The organism is Microbacterium festucae, assembly GCF_025421715.1.
In the GTDB taxonomy this organism is placed as follows: Bacteria; Actinomycetota; Actinomycetes; order Actinomycetales; family Microbacteriaceae; genus Microbacterium; species Microbacterium festucae.
The window spans coordinates 401,942-428,210 of sequence record NZ_JAOEFC010000001.1 but is presented as its reverse complement, the minus strand read 5'-3'; the positions used below and the strand labels follow the sequence as shown (position 1 = coordinate 428,210).

General features: G+C 72.3%; 13 protein-coding genes. 9 read left to right on the top strand and 4 right to left on the bottom strand.

Translation table 11 applies throughout. The annotated features are described in order from the left end of the window. The first annotated feature begins 4 nt into the window (after nucleotides 1–4). The 7 genes from glmM to lepB all read left to right on the top strand — a co-directional run bounded on the left by glmM (nucleotide 5) and on the right by lepB (nucleotide 15,137). Entirely contained in the window at nucleotides 5–1,363 is a 1,359-nt protein-coding gene (gene glmM / locus N3K63_RS01815; protein WP_261578253.1) for a phosphoglucosamine mutase, read from the top strand. Nucleotides 1,364–1,467: 104 nt separating this feature from the next. Next, a complete protein-coding gene (locus N3K63_RS01810; protein ID WP_261578252.1) occupies nucleotides 1,468–9,243 on the top strand; it encodes a DUF5979 domain-containing protein in 7,776 nt (2,591 codons plus the stop codon). Between the two features lie 77 nt (nucleotides 9,244–9,320). Then, on the top strand, nucleotides 9,321–11,009 hold the full coding sequence (locus N3K63_RS01805; protein ID WP_261578251.1) for a hypothetical protein: 1,689 nt from the start codon (nucleotides 9,321–9,323) through the stop codon (nucleotides 11,007–11,009). A gap of 199 nt (nucleotides 11,010–11,208) precedes the next feature. Beyond that, the gene (locus N3K63_RS01800) at nucleotides 11,209–11,958 is read left to right on the top strand and encodes a hypothetical protein (RefSeq protein WP_261578250.1); all 750 of its coding nucleotides are present in this window, start codon (nucleotides 11,209–11,211) and stop codon (nucleotides 11,956–11,958) included. 14 nt (nucleotides 11,959–11,972) lie between these two features. After that, nucleotides 11,973–13,889: a copper amine oxidase gene (locus tag N3K63_RS01795; protein WP_261578249.1), complete on the top strand. Its 1,917-nt coding sequence runs from the start codon at nucleotides 11,973–11,975 to the stop codon at nucleotides 13,887–13,889. Nucleotides 13,890–13,980: 91 nt separating this feature from the next. Continuing rightward, nucleotides 13,981–14,613, top strand: a complete 633-nt coding sequence (locus N3K63_RS01790; RefSeq protein ID WP_261578248.1) for a DUF305 domain-containing protein — start codon at nucleotides 13,981–13,983, stop codon at nucleotides 14,611–14,613. Continuing rightward, entirely contained in the window at nucleotides 14,610–15,137 is a 528-nt protein-coding gene (gene lepB, locus N3K63_RS01785) for a signal peptidase I (protein ID WP_261578247.1), read from the top strand. The genes N3K63_RS01790 and lepB overlap by 4 nt, the downstream gene beginning before the upstream one ends. An 8-nt stretch (nucleotides 15,138–15,145) precedes the next feature. Here the strand turns inward: lepB and N3K63_RS01780 are convergent, their stop codons facing one another. The 3 genes from N3K63_RS01780 to N3K63_RS01770 all read right to left on the bottom strand — a co-directional run bounded on the left by N3K63_RS01780 (nucleotide 15,146) and on the right by N3K63_RS01770 (nucleotide 18,504). Further along, nucleotides 15,146–15,925 carry a helix-turn-helix domain-containing protein gene (locus N3K63_RS01780; protein ID WP_261578246.1) on the bottom strand — a complete coding sequence of 260 codons (780 nt, stop codon included), beginning with the start codon at nucleotides 15,923–15,925 and terminating at the stop codon, nucleotides 15,146–15,148. Then, nucleotides 15,922–17,409, bottom strand: a complete 1,488-nt coding sequence (locus tag N3K63_RS01775; protein WP_261578245.1) for an APC family permease — start codon at nucleotides 17,407–17,409, stop codon at nucleotides 15,922–15,924. Before N3K63_RS01775 ends, N3K63_RS01780 begins: the two co-directional genes overlap by 4 nt. Nucleotides 17,410–17,562: 153 nt before the next feature. Further along, nucleotides 17,563–18,504: a Ppx/GppA phosphatase family protein gene (locus N3K63_RS01770; protein WP_261578244.1), complete on the bottom strand. Its 942-nt coding sequence runs from the start codon at nucleotides 18,502–18,504 to the stop codon at nucleotides 17,563–17,565. Between the two features lie 108 nt (nucleotides 18,505–18,612). Between N3K63_RS01770 and coaA the strand changes: the two genes are divergently transcribed. After that, a complete protein-coding gene (coaA, locus tag N3K63_RS01765; protein ID WP_261578243.1) occupies nucleotides 18,613–19,569 on the top strand; it encodes a type I pantothenate kinase in 957 nt (318 codons plus the stop codon). A 152-nt stretch (nucleotides 19,570–19,721) separates the two neighbouring features. Here coaA and N3K63_RS01760 read toward each other — a convergent pair whose 3' ends face one another. Beyond that, nucleotides 19,722–20,324, bottom strand: coding sequence for an acyltransferase (locus tag N3K63_RS01760; protein WP_261578242.1), 603 nt, complete (start codon nucleotides 20,322–20,324; stop codon nucleotides 19,722–19,724). 273 nt (nucleotides 20,325–20,597) lie between these two features. Here N3K63_RS01760 and N3K63_RS01755 point away from each other — a divergent pair, with 273 nt between their 5' ends. Then, entirely contained in the window at nucleotides 20,598–26,267 is a 5,670-nt protein-coding gene (locus tag N3K63_RS01755; protein ID WP_261578241.1) for a DUF4082 domain-containing protein, read from the top strand. Nucleotides 26,268–26,269: the final 2 nt, after the last annotated feature.

Below are 26,269 nucleotides of genomic sequence, written 5' to 3'. Positions count from 1 at the left end.
GCGCATGGCGCTTTTCGGCACGGACGGTGTCCGTGGTCTTGCCAATGGCATCCTGACGGCCGATCTCGCGCTCTCCCTGGCCCAGGCGACAGCTGTCGTCCTGGGCCAGGGGCGTATCGCGACCGCGCGGCGGGCGACGGGCAAGCGGCTCACCGCCGTGATCGCCCGCGACCCCCGCGTGTCGGGGCAGTTCCTCTCGGCCGCGGTCGAAGCGGGGCTCGCCTCGTCGGGTGTCGACGTGCTCGACGCCGGGACGCTGCCCACCCCGGCGGCGGCCTACCTGATCGGCGATGTCGACGCTGATTTCGGCGTGATGATCTCCGCCTCGCACAACCCCGCCCCCGACAACGGCATCAAGATCTTCGCCCGCGGCGGTGTGAAGCTCCCCGACGCGGTCGAGCAGCGCATCGAAGAGGCGATGGCCGGCGAGAAGCTGCGCCCGACCGGCGGCGACGTCGGCCGCGTGACCCGCTTCTCCGACGCCGAAGACCGCTACGTGCTGCACCTGCTCGGCTCGCTGCCCCACCGCCTCGACGGCCTGCACGTCGTGCTCGACTGCGCCCACGGCGCGGCATCCGGCGTCTCTCCCGAGACGTTCCGCAACGCCGGCGCCCGAGTGACCGTGATCGGCGCCGACCCCGATGGCCTGAACATCAACGACGGCGTCGGCTCGACCCACCTCGACAAGCTCGCTGCCGAGGTCGTGCGCGTGGGCGCCGACGTCGGCATCGCCCACGACGGCGACGCCGACCGGTGCCTGGCCGTCGACGCCTCCGGCGCCGTGGTCGACGGCGACCAGATCATGGCGATCCTCGCCGTCGCGATGAAGCAGCGCGGCCGTCTGCACCAGAACACGCTCGTGGCCACCGTGATGAGCAACCTCGGGCTGCACCGCGCGATGGCCGACAACGGCATCCACGTCGAGACCACCGGCGTCGGCGACCGCTACGTGCTCGAGCGCATGAACGAGGGCAACTACTCGCTCGGCGGTGAGCAGAGCGGTCACGTGATCATGAGCGCGTTCGCCACCACCGGCGACGGCCTGCTCACCGGTCTGCACCTGTGCGCCGAGATGGCCCGCCAGCGCAAGACGCTCGCCGAACTCGCATCGGTCATGACCGTCTTCCCCCAGGTGCTCATCAACGTCACCGGCGTCGACCGCTCGCGCGTCGGCGATGACGAGGTGGTGCAGGATGCCGTCGCGGCGGCGACCGCTCGCCTCGGGCTGTCGGGGCGCGTGCTGCTGCGCGCGTCGGGCACCGAGCCGCTGGTGCGCGTGATGGTCGAGGCGTCGACCGCCGACGTCGCCGCGGAGGTCGCCGAGCGCCTGGCCGACGTGGTGCGGGAGCGCCTCGCGCTGTAGCGCCGCCGGTGGTGCCGGCGGCGCGCTCGGAGGCCGCTCGTGGGCGGATGACGATCGGGTAAAACTCCTATCCATTGTCTGAGAAGTTGCCTAGAGTGACGCGTGTGAAGGCGTCTTCGGGGATCTCGACACGTGTCCGCTCGGTCATCGCGGCATTCGCGAGCGTGCTGCTAGTCGGCAGCGGACTGGTCATCACCGCGGCGCCGGCCGCCGCGGCCGACATCACCGCGGTGCAGACGATCACCAAGACCGCCGACACCGATAACGCCACCGTCGCTCCCGGCGAGCCCTTCCTCTACTCCTTCGCCGTGACGTGCGGCTCATCGGTGGGCGGGGTCACCGGATGCGGCAACGCCACCATCATCGACCTGCTGCCGCCGAACATCGAGTTCGTCGCCATGGGGCCCTTTCCGGCGGGAGCTCCGGGCACCGCGTCGGTGACGCAGGTAGGAGGCCGGGACCAGGTCACCATCACCTTCACCGACCCCGTGCAGATCACCGGCGACCCGGCGACGCCGGAGGTGCCCGGCCTTCCGTTCGGATCGTTCACCGTGTCGATGCAGGTGCGCCTCGCCGCCGACGCGCCCTGGGAGATCAGCGGTGCGGAGCTGACCAACACCGCCGACCTCACCTCTGACAACGCCGACCCCAAGCAGTCGTCGGTGCCCGTGACCCCGGCCGTTCCGCGCCAGCTCGACTCGACCCCGTCGAAGAGCTTCGCGCCGGCGGAGAACTTCGCCACCCCGGGCCTGCCGACCACGCTCACCCTGTCGGCCGCCAACGCGACCAACGGCGCCGTCGACGAGCTCGTCGTGCAAGACCCGGCGGGCACACCCGCCACCGATGCGTCGAACCCGTTCTTCTACCTCGCCTTCACCGGCTTCGGCACGGTGACCCCGCCCGCCGGCGCCGACGAGGTCGTCGCCGAGGTGTTCTCGGCCGCCGACCAGACGTGGCACGTCGTGTACACGGGGGCCGGCCCCCCGGTCTACCCGGCGCCCGGCGGCGACATCCCGGCGCTCGACGACGTCTACGGCGTGCGCTTCACCTTCACCGACACCACGGGCGACCGCATCGCGCGGGACGCGACGGTCACCGCCGACGTGCAGCTCGCGCAGCGCGACAACGTCGACGGTCTCCCCGAGACCACCCTCACCAACACGGTGACCAGCAGTGTGCGGGTCGACTCCGACACGGCGAACTCCGACCCCGCGCAGGCGACCTACCGCATCGTGCCGTACGGACTGCAGGTGGCCGCCGGGAAGAGCTTCGACAAGGCCGACATCCGGGTGAACGAGACGAGCATCGTTCGCCTCACCGGCACCAACACCGGCACCGCGCCGCTGGAGACCCTGACGATCACCGAGCCGGGGGCGGGAACCCCCGACACCCTCGCGGGCGACCTGGAGTTCGTCGGAATCGGCGACGACGGCGCGGGCGGCGGCATCCAGTGGCCCGCCGACGCCGACGGTGCGACCATCACATACCAGTACGAAGACGGCACCGACTCGGGTGCGCTCACCGCCGCGGCCACCGACACGCTGCCGGCTGTGCCGGCCGGTGCGCCGCGCGTGGTCGGCTTCACCGTCACGTTCACGGCCACCGCTCCCGCGACGATCGTGCCCAGCGCCGAGGCCCGGGTGCCCTTCACGGTCGAGTACACCGGGCCGACGCCGCCGCCCGAGCAGCCCGTCACCTTCCCCAATGAGACGACCGTGACGGGGTCGGCGGGCGGGCAGGATGCCACCGACTCCGCCCAGAGCACCCTCACCGTCTACGGCGACCAGATCGCCGTCGAGGTCGGCAAGTCGCTCTCGCCCGCCCAGGGATGGCTGATCCCGGGGCAGCAGGTGACCGCGCAGATCCCCGCGAAGGTCTCCGAGTTCCCCGCCACGACCGTCAACCCGACCCAGGTCGTCGTCGAGGACTCGATCGTCACCTCTCCCGTCTGGTGGAACCTGTACGACGTCACCGGTTTCCCGCAGCTGGGCATCCCCGACAATGCGACGCTGACGATCGAGTACACGACCGACGGCACCACCTGGCAGAGCCTTGCGGGCCCCCTCAGCGCACCGCCGCAGTACCAGGACGTCGCGATTCCCGCCGGCGTCGACCCGGCCACGATCCAGGGTTTCCGCTTCATCTACGACGCCGACCCCGGCGCCTCGTTCGCCCCGGGCACGACGTTCCAGCCCAACGCGACGTTCACGACGCGCGACACGACCCGTGACGGCGACGTGCCGATCGAAGACGTGCCCACCAACGCGGTGAACGGGCAGGGCGAAGACGTCGTGCGCACCGCCAACTGCGCCGGCGCCGGGGCCACCCTCGACGCCGAAGACCTCGTCGCCCCCGACGCGACGACCGATCCGTGCCCGACCCACGACCTCGTGCCCATCGACGGCGACGGCGACGGGCCCGACCTGTTCGACAAGGCGCTCTCTCCGCAGCTGGTCACCGAGCGCACCCAGGCGGGGGTGACCGGCCAGCTGCGCTGGTCGACGGGCGGCCTCACCGGCGTCGTGCAGCAGTCGGTCACCGAGACCGGCTCCACCGGCGGCGCGCCCGCCACGACGGCGACGCTGCCCACGTCGTATCTGAACGCGTTCGACATCGTCACGCTGCCGGCGCTGACCAAGACGAACGATCCGCTGCTGGCGTTCGACCGGCTGGTGTCGGTCGAACTGTTCGACCACACCACGGGCACGTGGACGGCGGTCGGATCGGGCGACTGGGACGGCCCGACCTCGGGCGACACCGTGTTCCCCGGCTACACGCTCACCAGCGCCGAACGCGCCACGACGACCGGGGTGCGCTACCTCTTCGAAGAGAGCCCGAACCGCGCCGCCGCGCTGACCCCCGGCGACCTCAGTCAGCCCGCGGTCGGGTCGGGGGTGGCCTCGTCGATCGACCGCCGCACCATCCCGATCACCTTCCAGCTGCGCGACGTGCTGCGCGTCGACGGCACGACGCCGGTGCTCGCGACCGACGTCTACAACGTGGCGCCGCAGGTCGGCCTCGTGCGCAACACGGGCGCCTCGACGGCGTGCTTCACCGACTTCGCCGCCGACGGCACGTGCGCCGACCCGCTCACCAGCACCGACGCGGCCGACACCACGATCCTCAACGGCACCGCCACCATCACCACCGGCAAGACGTGGACGGGCGGCCCCATCGGCATCCCCGACCCGTCGACCACCGCGCCGCAGGACTTCCCGACGACGCGCGCCACCCTCTCGGTGGTCAACAACGGTCCGCAGCTGGTCGACAGCATGGTGCTGCGCGACCCGGCCCCCGGCGTCGCCGTCGCCGGCACGGCGTTCGACAGCTTCGACCTCGTCGGCATCGTCAGCGTCACCCCGCCGCCGGGCGCCACCGCGACGCAGGTCGTGCTCGTGTATGCCGACGGCACGAACAGCCCGCCGATGACAGTCGCGGAGGCGACGGCCATGGGAGCCGCCGCGCTGGCCGACGTCGTCGGCATCCAAGCCGCCAGCGACGGGCGCATCGGCACGGGCACGTCGGCGGGTCGCCTGCAGGTGCAGCTCGATCTGCGACTGCGTGTGACCCTGCGCAGCACCGGAGCCGCCGTCACCGCCGCCACCGTTCCCAACTCGGTCTACGGCGCCATCAGCGACCCCTCGGTCGAGCCGGCCGGCTCGTGTGCGGCGTCGCCCGCCGTCGCGCCGCCGGCGGGCACGGTCATCGGCTGCTCCACGGCGACCACCGAGATCACCGGCACGCTGCTGCGCACCGTGGACGCCGGCAAGACGTTCGGCCCGACCTCGCAGTACGAGGACCAGGACGGCGACATCACGATGACCCTCAGCGGGCGGATCGGCGGTGACGCGCGCAGCACCCAGCTCGTGCTGCAGGACGACACCCCCGCGTTCTGGAACGCCTACGGCTTCGCCGGGCTCTCGGGCGGATTCGCCACCGCGACGCCCTCGAACCGGGTGTTGATCGAGGTGCTCCATGGCGCCACCTACACCGTCGGGGCGGGGAACACGCTCACCTCGGCGGACGGCACGTGGATCACGGTGTCGAACCTGAGCGGTGACACGTGGATGTCGGCGGCACAGGCGCGGGCCGCGCTGCCGGCCGGCGCTCAGGGCACGCTCGTGACCCTCGCCGGGCCGACGCCGGCGATCACCTACGGGCAGGTGCAGGGGCTGCGCGTGACGTTCCAGCGCGTCGCGCCGGCCGACATCAACGACCCCGCGGCCGAGCCGCTGCTGTTCGAGAACCCTGCGGGGCCGACCCTGTCGGCGGCGACCCTCGTCAACCGGCGCGACGCGCTGCTGACCACCGGTGCCGTGCCCACCGACCTCGCCGGCACTACGGCGGCGCCGGGCACGCCGGCCGCGGGCACCTATCCGAACACCGTGACGGCCACCGTCAGCGGCGCCCCGGGAAGCGGCGGACCGGTCAGCAGCGACGCGTCCGCCTCGTTCCGCTTCCTCCACCGGCCCACGAGCGCGCAGCTCACGAAGACGCCGGCCGGTCTCGAGCAGCCCGGTGTGCCGTTCACCGTGACCCTCAGCATCACCAACGACGGGCAGTGGCCGATCATCGACCCCGTCATCACCGACACGCTCCCCGTGGGCGGGGTCGTGCCGGGGCAGCCCGACCTCGTCTTCCCGCCCGGCGTCGACCCGGCGGCGCCCGGGACGTACACCTATGCCCTGAGCGGCGGCACGGCACCCCCGTCCTTCACGCCGTTGCCCACGGCATCCGCCGACGTCGATGTGGCGCTCGACCCGGCCGCGGGAGACCCGACGCGCCTGCAGTTCTCGTTCCCCGCCGGGTCGGCGCTCGGGGTGGGGCAGACCTACACCGTCTCGTTCCGGATGCAGATCCGCGTCGGAGCGATCGCCAACGAGACGTTCACCAATACCTTGACCGTCGACGGGGAGCGCCAGTTCGACACCTGCAACGCGCAGGGGCCGGCCGCCGACACCTGCGCGACCACCGCCGAGCTGCAGACCACACCGGTGGCGAGCCTGGCGATGGTGCAGCAGGTGAGGGCGACCGACGACGAACTCGGCGTGCTGTCGGCGACGACCACCGCGTGCACGCCGGCCGATGCCGATCTGCGCGGCTTCTACCGCTTCCCCTGCACGCCGGTCACCAAGCCCGGCGGAATCGATGAGTGGGAGCTCACCTACACCAACACCGGCACCTACCCGCTCGACATCGTCGACAGCATCGTGTACTTCCCGCATGTCGGCCCCAGCGGCATCGACATCGACTCGGGCCAGACGAGCCAGTGGACGCCCGAGCTCGTTCCCGGCAGCCTGCAGGCCGTGGCGCTCGACAACCCGAACGCCAATATCGTGCTCTACTACACGACCGCGCCGCGGGAATCGATCTGCACCGAACTGCTCAACCCCGGCAGCTTCTGCCCGACGGGCGCCTGGCAGTTCCTCGAGCCGACGACCGATTTCAGCACCATCACCGCCGTCTACGGCGCTGCGGAGTTCGACGTGGCCGGTGACGCCCTGCAGCCGGGCGGCCGCTACCGCATCAGCTTCCAGACGGTCGCCCCGGATGTCGCGCCCACCCCCGCGATCGACCCGAAGACCTGGAACTCGGTCAAGACCGGCGGCTGGTACACCCCGTCGGCGGGCGGCCCGCAGACCCAGCTCGCCCCGTTCGAGTCGCCCGTCGTCGGCGCGGCCCTGGCCACCGGCAGCGTCAGCGTCGAGAAGTCGCTCTCCGGCCCCGCCGCCGGCGAGGACTGGGTGCCCGCCACCTTCACCGGCGCACTCGCCTGCACCTCCAACGGCACCCCCGTGCCCGCAGAGTCCCTGCCACCGGTGCCGCCCCTCACCCCCGGAACACCGGTGACGGTGACCGGTGTGCCGTGGGGCGCGGAGTGCACCTTCGTCGAAGACGACGCCGGCAGCGCCGTGACGCTCGACCCGGCGACCGTCGTCGCCAACCGCCCGCCGGCTACGGCCGAGGTGATCGGGGTGCGCAACGACTACCAGTACGCGAGCCTCGTCGTGCGCAAGGCCGCCTTCGCCGCCACGGGGTTCAACATCCCCACGCAGTTCGCCTTCACGGTGCAGTGCACATTCAACGGCGAGATCGTGCTCGACACGTCGTTCACCCTCGACGCCGGGCAGTCGCAGACCTTCGACGACCTCCCGGCGCGCGCACGCTGCGTGGTGCAGGAGACCGATGACCGGGGCGCCGGACTCACCATCCCGCTCGTCGACGTCACCGACCCGACGGTGCCCCCCACCACCGACGACGACACGCTGACCGTGGTGATCCCCGAGCTCACCCCCGACTCCACCACCAGCGGCACCCAGAACGAGGTCGGGTACATCAACCTCTTCGGCGTCGGCGGCATCACGATCCGCAAGGACTTCGCGGGGGCGGCCGCGGCGCAGTTCGGCGAGGACAAGACGTTCACGATGAACGTCGTCTGCACCTTCGATGGCGAGACGCTCGTCGACACGACCGTCGACCTCGACGCCGCCGGCGGCTGGACGGCGGCGGTGCCGGGAATCGTCATCGGCTCGGAGTGCACCGTCACCGAACCCGACCTGCAGGGCGCCGATGCGGTGACCATGACACCCAGCGACCCCGCCGATCCATCGACCGCCGTGGTCATCGTCGACACCGACGCCGACGTCGACGTGACTGCGACCAACTGGTATCTCACCGGCTCGGTCGAGGTGACCAAGACCTTCGACGGCGACGGTGCGCAGAAGTTCGGCACCGCCGACTACACGCTCGAGCTCACCTGCGTGCGCGACGGGATCGACGTCGTGATCCCCGGCGGCACCGAGCGCACCGTGTCGGCATCATCGGCCACCGCCGAGTGGAACGCGCTTCCCACCGGCGCCGACTGCACGTTGGCGGAGACCGATGCCGGCGGTGCCGACCCGACCGCGATCCTCGACGAGAACGGCGACGTGCTCGTGCCCGACGCCTCGACGGGGTACACCTTCACGGTGGTCACCGACCCGACGCTGCTGAGCGCCGACGACCAGACGCAGCCCCCGCTCGGCGTGCGGAACACGTTCGACTTCGCCGAGGTGAGCGTGATCAAGACGGTGACCACCGACGCGGTCGACCAGGCCGGCGACCCGGTGCCGTTCGGACCGTTCGAGGTGACGCTGAGCTGCGAGTTCAACGGCATCCCGGTCTCGGCACTCGAGCCGATGACGCAGGCGATCGCCGACGGTGACACGGTCACCTGGACCGAGCTGCCCGCCGGTGCGGCGTGCACGGTGACCGAGTCCGACACCGCCGGTGCCGGCTCCACGTCGCTCACCGTCACGCAGGGCGGTCTGATCGACACCTCGGTGGCGGGCACGTCGGTCGTGCTCGACCCGCTTCCCCCGGTGGCCGCCGCGAACCAGACCACGGTCGCGATCGACAACACCTTCCCGACGACCGCGCTCACGATCTCGAAGGAGCTCGCCGGCACCGGCGCGGCCGCCGTCTCGCGCACGTTCCCCGTCGACGTGGTCTGCACGCTCACCGACCCCTCCCACCCGGACGGCTACCCGGTGCGCGACGACACGTTCGAGATCGGCGGCGCGTCATCGCTCACGGCCACGGTCGACCTGCTTCCGGTGGGAACCTCGTGCACGGTCACCGAGACCGACGCGGGCGGCGCCGACGCGACCGCCGTGGTCGCCCGCACGGCCGACGGCACCCGCATCGCGCAGGCGTCGGGCGGGGCGCTGACGGTGATCGCCGCCGACACCGACATCGAGGTGGTGATCACGAACACGTTCGTCGCTCCGCTGCCGCCCACCGGCGGGGAGATCAGCTGGGCCGTGCCCGCCATCGGCGGGGGACTGGTGCTCGTCGGCATCGTCATCCTGCTCGTGCGGCGCCGCCGACGCGCGGACTGAGTGCGGCTCCGGCTCGCGGGCACGGTAATCTTCGGAGCAGATCCGGCGCCCCCGAGCCGGAGCCGAGAGGCAGGCTGATGCAGCGAGCGACGACCCGTGGCTGGTCGTGGGGGCGCATCTGGTGGGGCGCCGTCTCGAGCGGCCGCTATCTGACCTGGTGGACGCTGCTGGCCACCGGCATCGTGGCCCAGACGCTGCTGGGCCCGTATGCGGGGGCCGACACCGCCGCCGACACCGTCGGCGCGTTCGTCGTGTCGACGCTCGTGTGGGCGGTGCTGGCGGTGGCGCTGCTGCCGGTCGCGGCGGCGGAGCGTCGGATGCCGTCGCGCGCGGCGCGCGGCGCGGTCGTGGTGACCGCGCTCGCCCTGGCCTCGGCGGTGCGCCCCTTCCTGAACGATGCCCTGCTGTGGGTGCTGCTGGGCGAGCCGACGACCGCGGGGTGGGTGCAGCGGGTGGCCACCAACCTGCTGGCGTGGTTCGCGATCACCGGCGCCGTCGCCATCGCGACCGAGCGCTACGCCGCCCTCCGCGACGGTGGTCAGCGCCTGCGCGCCGCGATGGACGCGCTCGCCGTCTCGCGGGCCGAGATCGCCGCCTTCGAGCGTGCCACCGGGGCCGCGCTGGCGGAGGCGGCCGCGCAGCTGCGCGCACGGCGCGACGCGCTGCTGGCCGGCGACCTCGACTTCGACCGCGTGCGCGCCTACTCTGACGTCGTGCGCGCGCAGAGCCACCGCCTGCAGGATCTCTCTCGCGCCGACCGTCACGGCTTCGCCGGCGCGCCGCACCGGACCGCGGCCGCCGCCCCCACGACGCGCGATCGGGTGCCGGTGTTCGCGCGCCTGCGGCCACCGCCGCTGCTGACGGTCGGGGCGATCTACGCGGTCGCGGCCGCGCCGTTCGTGCTGTCGGTCGGCGGACCCCTGGTGCTGATCGTGGCCATCGTGCTGGCCCTGCTGGTCTGCCTCGGCGCCGACCTCATCACCCGGCGCTTCGTGCGCGTGCGTCCGCCCGTGGCCCGCGGCATCCTCTTCCTCCTGACGTGGACGCTCGCCGGAGCGACGATGACCACCGTCGGGATGATCGTGCTGCCGCAGTCCGGCGCGGCGCTGATCGTGCCCGTCGCCGGCTTCCCCGCCCTCGCCGCGCTGTGCGCCGTCTGCACCGACGCGGTGCACCGCTCCACCGTGCAGACGCAGCGGCTCACCTATGCCCTGCGCACCGTGCCCAGGGGCCTGGCCGCCACCGAAGCGAGTGTGCGGGAGCGCCTGCGGCACGCGGCCGACCTGCTGCACGGTCGCGTGCAGGCGCGCTGCGTGGTGTTCGCCGCCTACATCGACGAGGCGGAGCCGACCGAGGTCGAGATCGATGCCTTCCGCAGCGGCATCGATGCGGCGCTCGACGCGGCCGTCTCTGCGCAGGTCGACGACGCCGACAGCGACCTGGCGGGGCTGCTGGCGGCCTGGACCGACGTCGTCGAGGTCGCCAGCGACATCGACGCGCGTGCCGAAGAGGTCATCGCCGACCCGGTCGTCGCCCGCCGCGTGGCGGCCATCGTGAGCGAGGGCCTCGTCAACGCCGTCAAGCACTCCGCCGCCCGCACCGCCGAGCTGCAGATCGAGCCCGTCGACAGCGGCGTGCGCGTGCGCCTGGCCGCGCCCGGCGAGATCGTGCCCCACCGCACCGACGGGCGGGGCCTCGCCTCGGTCGGCGGGCGCCTGACGCAGCGCGACCGCGACGTCGTGCTCGAGGCGGTCGTGCGCGGCTGAGTATCTCGCCGGCTGGGCCTGTCGTGCGCGGCTGGGCCGGTCGTGCGCTGGGCCTATAGCGCGCGGCTGGGCCGCGCGGGTGTCTCACGTCGAGTTACCTCGGCGAAACATCGCCTCCGGATGCTGTGAAACACGGCCGCCGTAGCGTCGCATCGCTCGCACCCGCGAGTCCTGCAGCCCTACGCCTCGAGGAGACCCGGTGCAATCACCACCGCGCAGCATCCGCCACAGCAGGGCGCCGTACGCGATCATCGGCGGAGGAGCCCTTGCGGCCGCCGCGATCGTCGTCGGCTTCCTGGCCATCCCTGCCGTCAGCGGCGCCGCCGCCCCCGGCGGTTCCGGCTCCGACGAAGTCGCGCACGTCACGTCCAAGCCCGCCCTGGGCGCCCCCCGCGACGCGCTGAGCCAGGACGAGCTCGCCTACGCGCTCCACCTCGCCACCGACGCGGCGCACCTGCCCGACGGCGTCACCTCCGTCGACGGGTCCGAGGCGCCGCAGGTGCTCTCGATCGACGTCGCCACCCGCGACGTCGACGGCGCCGACCGCATCGTCGACGTGCTGCTGTACGACTACACCGGCAACCAGGCGCTGCTGCAGGAGGTCAACCTCACCGCCGACGCCGTCACCAGCTCGTCGCAGACGGGGGTGCAGCCCCCGCCCAGCCCCGACGAGGTCGACTACGCGTTCACCGTCTTCCTCGACGATGCCGCCGCCAGCGCCGAGGTGCGCGGCGAGTTCACCGCCGTCACCGGCGCCGAGCTCACCTCCATCGACCAGCTGGGTGTCAGCGGTGGCGCCTTCGTGCCCGATGCCGGCACCGTCGGCGGCGAGGCCTGCGCCACCGACCGCTGCGTCGAGATGCAGTTCCGCATCCCCGGTGGCGGCTACCTCGACACCACCGGGTTCGTCGTCGACCTCTCCCGCCGCTCCGTGATCGGCATCCGATGAAAGGCGCAGTGTCTGTGAACAGTCCCGTCAAGAAGCTGACCCGCGCCCTCGCGCTCACCGCCGTCGCCCTCATCGGCGCCGTCGGCCTCGTCGCGGTGCCCGCCACCGCCGCCACCGCCGCGCCCCCGCCCATCAACTGCTCGGGCGACGCGCTCATCGAGAAGTCGTTCGACAACGGCACCACATGGCAGATGTGCTGGCGCGTCGACAGCAAGAAGGGCCTCGTGCTCGAGCAGGTCGCCGTGAAGGCGCCCGGCGAGACGAACTACCGGCGCGTGCTCGACTCGCTCTACCTCAGCCAGCTGCACGTGCCCTACGACACCGGCAAGAACGTCTGGAACGACATCACCTCGTACGGCTTCGGCAACCAGTACCTGCAGAAGCTGAGCCCGGCCGAGTGCGGTCAGGGCGAGCTGCGCGACGTCGCCCAGAACTGGACGACGACCCGTCGGGGCGAGACGACGACCTGGATGCGCACCATTCCGGGCCTGTGCATCACCGACACCACCAGCCCGCTGGCCTACCGCTCGCACGAGCAGACCTGGGGATCGATCGCCGACGCCCCGCTGTTCACCGACGACAAGCAGGGCTTCTCGCTGCAGATCATCTCGAAGGTCGACTGGTACGAGTACGCCACGAAGATCGAGTTCACCGACGAAGGCGGGATCTCGTTCGACCTCGGCGCCACCGGCGACATCTCGTATGAGGACTTCGACGCGGATGCCACCACGGGCTGGCCCGTCGGTGAGGGCAGCGCCGACCAGTTCGCCGCCTCGCACTGGCACAACGCCATCTGGCGTCTCGACTTCGGTCTCGACGGTCAGAGCCACCAGGTGGTCGAACAGTACGACTCGGAGCTCGGCGAGATGGGGGAGAAGACGCGCCTCATGCACACCACGTCGCAGCAGGTCGCCTCGCCGTCGAGCCTCGTGCCGGCCGACGACCTCACCTGGTGGCGGGTCGCCGCGCCCGACAGCGTGAACGCCGACGGGCACGTGCGCTCGTACGAGTTCGTCTTCCCCGGCGCCCAGCTCTACCAGGGCGACCCGGTGACCCAGCCCCTGCTGTCGTTCACGAACTACAACGCCTGCCAGGAGTACGCGACCAACAACCTCAACACCGCGTGCACCGAGAAGAACGTCGTCGACTATGTGACATCGGGTGCCGGCAGTGACCTGGTCGACCCGGTCGCGTGGGTCAACAGCGGGTTCCACCACGTCGTGCGCGACGAGGACCAGAGCCCCATGCAGACCCACTGGCAGTCGTTCACGATCATCCCGCGCGACTGGACATCGACCTCGATGGGCACCCCCGGGGGCCGGTCGTGCATCAACGGCGACCCCGGCGGCGAGATCCACACCGACGAGTCGCCCTGCGAGGTCGTCGAGCCCGAGACGCCCGTCACCCCCGAGCCGACGGCCACCGCCACCCCGGAGCCCACCGTCTCGGCCTCGCCGGAGCCCACGGCATCCGCGTCGCCCACGCCCTCGACGTCGCCGGACGGCGGCCTGCCGTCCACCGGCGGACCCGACGGGGCGGCAGCGGCGGCGGGGATGAAGCTGTCGCGCACGAGCCTCGCACCGGGTGACGTGTTCGATGTGACTGCGGGCGGCTTCGCCCCCGACGAGTCGGTGACCTTCACGCTGCACTCCGACCCGCTGACGGTCGGCACCCTGCGCGCGAACGCCGCGGGTGTCGTGTCGGGCGCGCTCACCGTTCCGGTGGCCGCACCCGCGGGAGCACACCGCCTGGTGGCGGTCGGCGTCGTCTCGGGCACCGAGGTGTCGACGGCGTTGACGGTGACCGGGGCGCTGGCCGTCACCGGCGGCACGATCGCCGGGGGCGCCGCCCTGGCGGGAGTCGCGCTGGTGGTGCTCGGCACCGCCTTCGTGCTGCGCCGTCGCCGCAACACGCTGCTCGCACCGCAGTGATCGACCGGCGGTCCGGTTCGCGCCCCCGGCGGACCGGACCGCCACCCTCCCTCTCCACCCCACAGATCCCGCCTTCGTCGAAGGGAGCACCATGCGCCGACCTCTCGCCGCCGCCGTCTCTGCCGCCGCCGTCCTGGTGACCGGGGCGCTGCTGGCCAGCGCGCTGGGGTGGGCCGCCGGGGCGAGTCGGCCCGTGGCGGCGAGCTCCGACGGCGGGGCCGCACTCGTGGTCACCGCCGCGCAGCGTGACGCGCAGGTCGACGACGTGCCCGTCGAGGCGGACATGGTGTTCGCGACGATGATGATCCCCCACCACGCGCAGGCGGTGGAGCTGTCGCGCATCCTCGCCGCCACCCCCGGCATCGACGACACCTCGCGCGCGCTGGCCGCCTTCATCGACCGCGACCAGAGCGCCGAGATCGTGCAGATGACCGACTGGCTGGGCGCCTGGCATCAGATCGGCGTGATGGACCACGACCACACCGGGTCGATGGCCGGCATGGCCACCCCCGAGCAGGTGGCGGCGCTCGACGCGCTGGAGGGCGTCGCTGCCGAGAAGCGGTTTCTCGAGCTGATGATCGTCCACCACGACGGCGCCCTGCAGATGACCCGCGAGGTGATCGTCGCCGGGAACAACAGCTGGATCCGCGCCCTCGCCAAGCACGTCGCCGCCGAACAGCAGCGCGAGATCGAAGCGATGACGGCCCGCCTGGCGGTGCTGTGAAGCGTCGCCTTGCCGCTGCCGCGGCGGTCGTCACCGCTGCCGCGGTCGTGGGCGTGGCCGCCGCGCAGCCCACCGTGCTGCGGGCGCAGTCCGCGTCGATGGCGCCCGCCGTGCAGACCGGCGACCTGCTGCTCGGCGGAGGGCGCCCGCAGACGCCACCCGCCCGCGGCGACATCGTGGTGTTCTCCGACCCCGGCGGGTGGGCGCAGACCGCCGCGCGTCTCACCGGCGCCGCCGACGTTCCCGACGTGTTCGTCAAACGCGTCATCGGCCTGCCGGGGGAGCGCGTCGCGTGCTGCGACGGCGCCGGGCGTCTCACGGTCGACGGCGAGCCCCTCGTCGAGCCCTACCTCGCCCCCGACACGACGCTGGCCAGCGTGCTCGCCTTCTCGCATGTCGTGCCGACGGATGCCGTGTTCGTGCTCGGCGACAACCGAACGGCATCCGTCGACTCGCGCTACCTCGGCAGCGTGCCGCTCGAGCATGTCGTCACCGTCGCCCCGTGGGTGGTGCCGCTGCACTGAGCTGCCGGCTATGTCGCCGAGGCCCCTGCGCGGTCGTCGGCCGCGGCCGGAATCGACAGCGCGTCGGCCAGCCGGCGCGCCGCGCCGGTGAGCGCACCGACCTGCGCCGCCGCCTCCGACGGCCCGGCGGCCGCCGCCGCCAGCGCACCCACGATGCGTCCCTCGGCGGTGCGCAGCGGCACCGCGACGCATGCGCGCTGCTCCTCCGACGGGTCCACTGCGAGGGCATAGCCGAGCGCGAACACCTCGGCCGCGATCTCGCGGTGCTCCTGCGGGGTGATGCCCGATGCGCGCGCGGTCTGCACGACCGTCGCGACGGCATCCTGATCGGGGTAGGCCGCCAGCGGCGGCGCGTAGGCGGCCAGCAACACCCGCCCGATCGCGGTGGAGGCCAGCTGCTGGCGGGTGCGATCGAGCGAACGCAGCGGCCGACCCGGGTCTTCGTCGACGATCACGACCCGGCCCCGCTGATAGCGGGCCAGGTGCACGGCCACCCCGGTCTCGGCGCGCACCCCGGCGACCACCTCGGCCGTCGACAGCGGGCGGGTCGGCGCGACCAGATGCGCGAGCTCGACGACGCGCACGCCGAGCGAGAAGCCGTCGAGGGTGGGGTGGCGCAGCAGATACTCCTCGCTCACGAGCGAGTTGATCAGCCGGTAGGCGCTGGCCCGTGGCAGCCCCAGGGCGCGCGCGATGCCGTTGGCCGACAGCGTCGGGCCCGAGCGGGCCACCTCTTCGAGCACCGCGAGAGCCTGTCCGACGCTCGAGCCGGAGCCCGCCCCGCTCACCGGCGGACGGCCGGCTTCTGTGCGGCGGCGGGAGCGATGGCATCCGCCGCGATCGGGGTGTCGTAGGCACCGGCGCGTGCGGGCGACAGCGCCCCGCGGTACAGCCGCCAGGCGTGCACCCCCACCACGCCCAGCAGCAGCACGACGATGACGAGGATGCCGGTGTGGTCGTCGCCGGTGGTGCCGGTCCACTCCACGACGACGATCATCGCGAGCGCCGCCGCGCCGACGAGGGCCGGCCAGCTCTCGCGCAGCGTGAACTCGCCGATGCGCACGAGGTAGCGCACCGCCGCCGCGCACAGCAGCAGGTAGGCGACGATGAACCCGAAGCTCGAAGCGACGCCGATCGTGGCGCCCAGCAGCGTGTCGCGGCCGATCACGATGAGCGCGGTCGCCCCCGCCGAGATGAGCCCGCCCACCACCGCGGCCGCGCGATGCGGCGAGCCGAACCGGCGCGACGCGGCGCCGAGCCAGGCCGGCAGTGCGCCTTCACGGGCGAGGGTGAACACGAGCCGCACGAGCGCATTCGTGCACGCCAGCGCGCAGGCGATCCACGAGGCCGCGATCACGGCATCCGTCGCCGCCCCCCACCAGGTCGAGTCGGGGAGGACGATCGTCTGCCCCAGGGGACCGGTCGCGCCGTGCGCGCTCGCCGACACCTGCGCCGCGACGCCGAAGAGGTAGATCAGCCCGAGGGCGGCGGCCGTCCAGATGAGCGCACGCGGCACCGTCGCCAACGGGCGGCGCGTCTCGGGGGCCAGCGCCGCACCGCTCTCGAAGCCCACGAACGAGGCGAGGGCCAACGCGATGCCGGCGGCGAACGCGGATGCCGAGGGAGGCGGCCCGGCGCCGGCACCGGGCAGGAGCGGGGCGAGGTCCCAGCCGGTGGCGGTCAGCGTGGCGAAGGAGAGTGTGAGGATCGCGGCGACGGCGACGCCTTCGACGACGAGCATGATGCGCGTCGAGACCCGCGCCCCGACGACGATGACCGCGGTGATCGCCGCCCCGACGACCAGCACGACCCCGATCATGAGCGCGGGGTCGGGGCCGTCTGCCCGCGGCCCCGCCACCAGCTGCGCGATCCGCCGGGCCCCCGAGCGCAGCGTGTCGATCGACATGGCCCCGTAGCCGACGGCGATCGCCGTGCCGGCGGCGATGCCCACCACCGGACCCAGGCCCCGCGTGACGAACGTGTACACCCCGCCCGCCGCGGCGATACGCCGCCCGAAGATCGCCAGCGACAGGGCGACGAGCATGACGATCACCGAGGTCGCCAGCAGCGCGAGGAACGCGAAGGCGCCCAGCTGTCGCACGAGGCCGCCGGCATGGGTGAGCAGCACGCCTGCCGGCGCGACGGCGGCCACCGACTGCGCGACGACATCGGCGGGGCCGAGCGACCCTCGCCGCAGACCGTGCAGGGGCGAGCGCGCGGCGAGGGTGGAGTCGGGGCGGCGATCGCGGATCGCGTCGCTCAGTGCGCTCATCAAGGGCCTCCCGGCTCAGGGCCTGCCGACGCTCAGCCCGGTGGCGGAGCGGCCGATGGGCCGACAGTAGAAGGTGCCTGTTGCCGCGCCGCGGCGCACGTGTTTCCGCCGGATGACGCGCGGTGGAGCATCCCTCGGGCGCAGGCCCCGGGATCAGTCGGGGTCGGTCCAGCTGAGCGATTCGATGTAGCGCAGCAGCACGCCCTCGCGCAGCGCCCACGGGCTCACCTCGAGCTCGTCGACCTTCAGGGCCGTCATCGCGGTGTGCAGCACGACGGCGCCCGCCACGATCTGGAACGTGCGGTCGGCGGTGATGCCCGGCAGCTCCTGACGGGCGGATGCCGGGATGCGGGCCAGCCGCGGAATCCACGAGCCCAGGGCCTGGCGGGGGAGCAGCATCCGCTCCGACCCGCTCCAGCCGGGCACCGGATAGCCGGCGAGCTTCGCGAGCGAACGGATCGCCTTCGACGAGCCGACGACGTGGTTCGGGCGGGGCTGCTCGCGCATGAGCTCGACGACCGGGGCGAGGGTGGCCTGTGCGTGGTCGCGCAGGCGGGCCACGGCATCCTCCCCGGGCGGGTCGTCGGGGAGGAACTCGATCGTCATGCGGCCGGCGCCCAGCGGCACCGACGCTGCCACGTCGGGAAGCTCGTCGGCGCCCGCGGCCAGCTCGAGCGAGCCGCCGCCGATGTCGAACAGCATGATCTGGCCGGCCGACCAGCCGAACCAGCGCCGCACCGCCAGGAAGGTGAAGCGGGCCTCGGACTCGCCGCCGAGCACCTGCAGTTCCTGGCCGAGGGCCTCCTCGATGCGCGCGATCACCTCGGCGCCGTTGGTCGCCTCGCGCACCGCGCTCGTGGCCGTCGCGAGCAGCTCGCGCACGTTCTCGGCGCGTGCGGTCTCGCGCGCCTGCGTCACGGCATCCACCAGCGCGGTCACCCCGGCCTCGCTGATCGAGCCGTCGGGTTCGAGGTAGCGCATGAGGCGCAGCACGGTGCGCTGACTGGTCGCGGCCAGCGGCCGACCGCCGGGGCGCACGTCGGCGACGAGCAGATGGACGGTGTTCGAGCCGATGTCGAGGACTCCGAGGCGCATGTGGCGAGCGTAGCGGGGTCATAACTCAGGCAGAACGCCCCCGAAACCGGTGACACCCCGCCGAAACGGAGATTCTGCCTGAGTTATGCGCCGGATAAAGTAGGCGCGATGGTCCCCGACGACACCACCGAGGCGCTGACGCCCGTCGATTCGCTCTACCGCGAGATCGGCCGCGACGAGTGGGCGCGCTTGGCCTCCGGCATCCCCAACCCGCTCACCGACACCGAGATCGTGCAGCTGCGCGGCATCGGCGACCGGCTCGACCCCGCCGAGGTGCGTCAGGTGTACCTGCCGCTCAGCCGGCTGCTGAGCACGTACGCCGAGAACACGAAGCGGCTGGGGCGCGAGAGCGCGGACTTCCTCGGCGAGCCCGACTCGACCACGCCGTTCGTCGTCGGGGTCGCCGGGTCGGTCGCGGTGGGCAAGTCGACGATCGCCCGCCTGCTGCGCGAGCTCATGAGCCGCTGGCCCGGCACGCCCCGGGTGGAGCTGGTCACCACCGACGGGTTCCTCTACCCCAACGCCGAGCTCGAGCGGCGCGGCATCATGCACCGCAAGGGCTTCCCCGAGTCGTACGACCGCCGCGAGCTGGTGAAGTTCCTCATCGACGTGAAGTCGGGGGCGGCCGAAGCGCGGGCGCCGTTCTACTCCCACGTGCGCTACGACATCATGCCCGACGCGCAGGTGGTCGTGCGCCGCCCCGACGTCGTGATCGTCGAGGGCCTCAACGTGCTGCAGCCGCCGCCCACCCCCAACGACGTCGCCGTCAGCGACCTGTTCGACTTCTCGATCTACATCGACGCCGACGCCGACGACATCTCGCAGTGGTTCGTGAGCCGCTTCCTGGCACTGCGCGACGGGGCGTTCAGCAACCCCTCGTCGTTCTTCAACCGGTTCGCCGAGCTCTCGGACGAAGAGGCCGTGCCGCGCGCCCTCGGCTTCTGGAACGACATCAACCTGCCGAACCTGCGCGAGAACGTCGAGCCCACCAAGCACCGCGCCAACCTCGTGCTGCGCAAGGCCGCCGACCACGCCGTGGAGTCGGTGCTGCTGCGCAAGCTCTGACGCCCGGCGGGGGTGGCGGACGGGCGCCTCGCCGACCGGCATCCGTTTCGGAGCACGGCGCCCATCTCGGAGGAATCCGTCGATTTCCTCCGATCTGGGTGACAGGCTCCGAAATGCGCGCGCACGGACGGCCTCACCCACCGGGCCCGGCGTCAGCCGACCGGATGCAGGGACTCGCCGTCGGCGACGTAGCGCTCGCCGGTGTCGGGGCAGACCCATTCGGGGCCGTCGGCGGTGAGCGGGCGACCGGTGCGGCCGACCCAGCCGATGCGGCGGGCGGGCACCCCGGCGACGAGGGCGTGCGCGGGCACGTCTTTGGTGACCACGGCGCCGGCGGCGACGAGGGCCCAGGCGCCGATCGTCACGGGGGCGATGCACACGGCGCGGGCGCCGATGGAGGCGCCGCGGTCGACGGTCACGCCGACCGCGTGCCAGTCGTCGGCACCCTTCAGCGACCCGTCGGGGTTGGCCGCGCGGGGGAACTCGTCGTTGGTGAACACGACGGCGGGGCCGATGAACACCCCGTCGCCGACGACGGCCGGCTCGTAGACGAGCGCGTAGTTCTGCACCTTGCACGCGTCGCCGAGCACCACTCCCGGGCCGATGTAGGCGCCCCGCCCGATGTTGCAGTCGGCGCCGAGGCGGGCGCCGGCGCGCACCTGCGCGAGGTGCCACACGCGGGTGCGCGCCCCGAGCACGACGTCGTCGTCGATGTCGGCCGTCGGCTGGACGACGGCGGAGTCGGTCTCGGTCATGGCATCCTCCCCAGGGATCGGGTGCGACGTATCTGGTGCCAAGTATTGTGCGCGGTTCGCGGATCTGGCTACACTCCGAGCGGGGGACACTCCGTCGACTCACGCCTATGGGGGGCGCGGGCCAGAGATCGAGCGATCGATCTCGCGCGGAGTGCGAATGGCCCGTCTCGCGTACTCACGAGACGGGTGACTGGGGATTGAGTAATGGGGACAAACCGGGGGACCGGTGCACTCGCACCGACCACATCGTGGCACCGTCGCGCGCTCGCGCTGATGGCCATCACCGCGGCGCTCGCTGCCACGCTCGTCGTCTCGGCATCGCCGGGGCGCGCCGACGCGGCGAGCGCCTGCGACCCGGGGATCAACCCGATCGTGTGCGAGAACCAGGAGCAGGGCACCGACCCCGCGGTATGGGACATCGAGGGCGCGGGAGATCCGACCATCCAGGGCTTCGCCACCGACATCTCGGTGAACGCGGGCGCGCGCATCGACTTCAAGATCGACACGGATGCCGCGTCGTACGACATCGACATCTACCGCACCGGCTGGTACCAGGGCAAAGGCGCCCGGTTCATCACATCGGTTCCCGTGAGCGCAGCCCTGCCGCAGGTGCAGCCGGAGTGCATCTCGGACGAGACGACCGAGCTGTACGACTGCGGCACCTGGGGCGTCTCGGCCTCGTGGGACGTGCCGGCGACGGCGGTCTCGGGCGTGTACATCGCCCGCCTGACCCGCGGCGACGGGGGCGCGAGCCACATCATCTTCATCGTCCGGCAAGACGGCAACACGTCCGACGTGCTGTTCCAGACCTCCGACCCGACCTGGCAGGCCTACAACCCCTACGGCGGGTCGGACTTCTACCAGGGCGCCGCCAACGGTCGTGCCTACAAGATCAGCTACAACCGGCCGCTCGCCACCCGCGGCGTCAGCAACGGGCGCGACTTCTACTTCAGCTCCGAGTTCGCCACGGTGCGCTTCCTCGAACGCAACGGCTACGACGTGTCGTACCTCGCCGGCGTCGACACCGACCGCCGGGGCGGTGAGCTGCTGAACCATGACGTCTTCCTGTCGGTGGGTCACGACGAGTACTGGTCGGGCGCGCAGCGTCGCAACATCGAGGCGGCACGGGATGCCGAGGTCAACCTGCAGTTCCTGACCGGCAACGAGGGGTACTGGCGCACCCGCTACGAGAACGCGGTCGACGGCTCGGGCACGCCCTACCGCACCCTCGTCTCGTACAAGGAGACGTGGTCCAACGCCAAGATCGACCCGAGCCCGGAGTGGACGGGCACGTGGCGCGACCCGCGCTTCGCGACGGCGGCGCAGGGCGCTCACTCGCCCGAGAACGCCCTCACCGGCACCATGTACATGGTCAACGACGACGACCTTCCCGTCACGGTGTCGGCGGAGGAGGGCAAGACGCGGCTGTGGCGCAACACCGGCCTAGCCTCCCTCGCCGCTGGGTCGAGCGCGGAGCTCGCGCCGCACACCGTCGGATACGAGTCCAACGAAGACATCGACAACGGGTTCCGCCCGGCCGGTCTCGTGCGGCTGTCGACGACGACCGGCTACACGCCGCAGTACCTCACCGACTACGGCAACACCGTCGTCGAGGGTACGACCACCCACCACGTCACGCTCTACCGCGCCGCCAGCGGGGCACTCGTCTTCTCGGCGGCCAGCATCCAGTGGGGCTGGGGACTCGACCAGACTCACGACGGCAACGGCGCTCCCGCCGACAGCCGCATGCAGCAGGCGCAGGTGAACCTGCTGGCCGATATGGGCGCCCAGCCCGCGACGCTGATGACGGGGCTCGTCCCCGCCACCGCGAGCTCCGACACCATCGCACCGACGACGACGATCACGAGCCCCGCCGCCGGGGAGCAGGTCGTGCACGGTGCGACCGTGACGGTCACCGGTACCGCTGCGGATGCCGGGGGCGGCCGCGTCGCCGGTGTCGAGGTGTCGACAGACGGCGGGACCACGTGGCATCCGGCATCGGGCACCACCTCATGGTCGTACTCGTACATCCAGCAGGGCGGGCCCGCTGCGACCGTGCGCGCCCGCGCCATCGACGACAGCGCGAACTTCCTCGCCGCCGGTGTCGAGCGCAGCGTGGTCGTGACCGGGGCGGCGTCGATCTTCGGCGAAGAGGTGCCGGTGCGGCCCTCGGCCGACGACCAGCAGGCCGTCGAGCTCGGCATCACCTTCTCTCCCGACCGCGACGGATACATCACCGGCGTGCGCTTCTACAAGGGGCCCGCGAACGCCGGCACCCACGTCGGCTCGCTGTGGAGCGCCGACGGCACCTCGCTCGCGCAGGTGACCTTCGTGGGCGAGACCGCCACCGGGTGGCAGTCGGCCCTGTTCACCCATCCGGTCGCGGTGAGCGCGGGAACGGCCTACGTCGTCTCGTACACGGCGCCGTCCGGCGGCTACGCCTACGTCGACGACTACTGGCCGTACCGCAATCGCCCGTCGTCTCCGCTGACGGTCGCCCCGGGAGTCGGGGAGGACAGCCCCGGGGTCTTCGGACATGCGGGCACGTTCCCGACGCGCACGTGGGGGACCTCCAACTACTACGTGGATGCCGTGTTCGAGGCGACCGAGTCGTCGCCCACGCGCCTGGCCGCACGCACCCCGGCACCCGGATCGGCGTCGATCCCGACCGACACCTCGGTGGTCGCCGTCACCACACGCGATGTGTCGGATGCGACGCTGACCCTGACCGGACCCGACGGCGCCGTCGCCGGCACCGCCTCCTACGATGCGGCGACACGGTCGATCCGCTTCGCGCCGGCACAAGCCCTGGCGCCCTCGACGACCTATGCCGTCACCGTGTCGGCGACGCCTCTCGACGGGTCGACGTTCGACGCCGGCGGCGCGTGGTCGTTCACCACCGCCGCGCCGACGGCGCCCGTGGGAACCTGCCCGTGCTCGCTCTACACCGACCTCGACCGGCCGACGATCGCCGCCGATCCCGATGACGTTCCCGTCACCCTCGGCATGGCCTTCAGCGTGGCCGAGCCCGGTGTGATCTCGGGGGTGCGCTTCTACAAGCACCTGCTCAACACCGGCACGCACCGGGGGGCGCTGTGGACCTCGGACGGGCGGCAGCTCGCCGAGATCGAGTTCACCGACGAGACGGCATCCGGGTGGCAGACCGCCTCGTTCGCCACGCCCGTGGCCGTCGAACCGGGCACCGAGTACGTCGTGTCGTACGACGCGCCGGTCGGCCGGTACTCGGCGACGCCGTCCGCCTTCAGCTCGGCGGTCACCCGCGGGCCGATCACCGCGAGCGCGGGCGGCGGCGCCTACTCGTACGCCGGCGGGTTCCCGACGCACCGGTCGACGGCCAGCTACTTCGTCGACGTCGTCTTCGAGCGCGCCGGCGCCGCCCCGGTGCTGGTCTCCACCAGCCCCGCCGCCGGCGCGACAGGTGTCGCTCGCAGCGTCGCCGTCTCCGCCACCTATTCGGCAGATCTCACTGGCGCTCCGAGCCTGTCGGTGACCGCGAACGGGTCTGCCGTCGCCGGTGCGGTGACCGCGGCGGGCAGCACCGTCACGTTCACTCCGGCGGCGCCGCTGCCCTACGGTGCGCACATCGTCGTCGCGGCGTCGGGGATCGCCGGCAGCGGGGGTGCCGCGGCCGACCGCTCGTGGTCGTTCACGGTCATGACAGACCCCGCCCAGCCGGTCCCCGTCACTCTCTTCGGCACCGCGGCGCCCGTCGCGGCATCCGGAGCAGACGGCGCATCGGTCGAACTCGGCACCTCCCTGCGCACCTCGGTGGCCGGGCAGGTCACGGCGCTGCGCTTCTTCAAGACCGCGGGTGACACCGGCGTGCACACCGGAACCCTGTGGGGTCCCGACGGCCGGGCGCTCACGACCGTGACCTTCGCCGACGAGAGCGCCTCGGGGTGGCAGACGGCGGTGCTCGCCGTGCCGGTGACGCTCGCGACCGGCACCGACTACACCGTCTCCTTCCTGTCGCCGCAGGGCCGCTACCCCTACGCGACGGGCTTCTTCAGCCAACCGCGCTCGAGCGGGCCGCTGACGGCGACGGCGGGCACATTCCGCTACGGCAGCGGCGGCACGATGCCGACGCAGACGTGGCAGTCGTCGGGCTACTTCGCCGACATCGTGTTCGTCGCCGGCACCACCACCGCCCCGGCGCCGACGGTGACCGCGACCACGCCCACGGGTGCGTCGGCGGCCGTCGACGCGGCCATCACCGCCACACTGTCGCAGGACGTCGCTGCGCCGACGCTCTCCCTCGCGACCGCCGGTCAGCTGGTGGCCGGGACGTCGACATACGACGCGGCCGCGCGCCGCCTGGCCTTCGCGCCCGGTGCGCCACTGACCGCCGCGACGACCTACACCGCCACCGTGCGCATCGGCGGCCAGGCGCTCGATCAGTGGACCTTCACCACGGCCGCGCCCGTCGTCTCGGGATCGGTCGAGAACCTGTTCGGCACCACCGTTCCCGCGATCACCGCCTCGACCGACACCGACGCCGTGGAGCTGGGGACGGCGTTCACCGTCGCCGCACCCGGCACCGTCACCGCGATCCGGTTCTACAAGGGTGCCGCCAACGTCGGCGCGCACACCGGCAGCGTCTGGAACAGCGCCGGCGACCGGCTGGCCACCGTGTCGTTCGACGCCGAGACATCGTCGGGATGGCAGCGCGCGGCACTGTCGACGCCGCTGCCGGTCGCGGCGGGGCAGACGTACATCGTGTCGTACTTCGCCCCCTCGGGCCGCTACGCGATCGAGGCCGGCTACTTCTCCGCTGCGCGCACGAGCGGAGCGATCACGGCACCGGCGGGCGCGAACGGGCGCTTCCGTTACGGCGCGTCGGGCGGCTTCCCCGACGGGTCGTGGAACTCGTCGTCGTACTTCGTCGACGCCGAGGTGACGTTCGGAACCCCGGCGGCGCCCACGCCCACTCCGACTCCGACGCCGACGCCCACTCCGACTCCGACGCCGACGCCCACGCCGACGCCGACGCCGACGCCGACGCCGACTCCGACGCCGACTCCGACTCCGACTCCGACTCCGACGCCGACTCCGACTCCGACTCCGACTGCAACACCCACGCCCACGCCGACTCCGACGCCCACGCCGACGCCGACGCCGACTCCGACGCCCACTCCGACGCCGACGCCGACGCCGACGCCGACGCTTGCGACGGTGACGACCGTGACGCCTGCGCCCGGTGCCGTCGACGTGGCGCCGACGGTCACCGTGACCGCCGTCTTCGACCGGGCGCCCGCCGCACCCGCGATGACGCTGCGCCGCGGCGGGGCACCGGTGGAGGGCGTCGCGACCTACGACGAGGCCACCCGCACGATGACATTCACGCCGGCGCAGCCGCTCGAGTGGACGACGGCCTACACGGCTGCGGCCACCGACGGGGCGCTCGCGCTCGCCGGCGGCGAGTGGACCTTCACGACCTCCGCGCCGCCGCCGGTGCTCGAGGCGCAGACGATCTTCGGGGCGGCCACACCGCAGCATCCGGCCTGGAACGATCCGGACGGCGTGCAGGTCGCGACACGGTTCACCGTGAGCGTGGCCGGTCAGGCCACGAGCGTGCGCTTCTACAAGGGCGACGCGAACACGGGGCTGCACACCGGCTACCTGTGGCGCGCCGACGGCGTGAAGCTTGCCGAGATCGCATTCATCGGAGAGACGGCATCCGGCTGGCAGGAGGCGGTCTTCACCCATCCGGTCGATCTCGAGGCCGGCGTCGAGTACCGCGTCGGTCTGCACAGCACCACCGGGCGCTACGCCGTCGATCTCAACGGACTCGCAGCGCCGACCGCATCCGGGGTCTTCTCGACCCCGGCCAGCGGCGCCGCATACACGTACTCGCAGGGATTCCCGGATGCCACGAGCACGCACAACTACTGGGTCGACGTGACGTTCGCGCCGCGGGAGTAGAA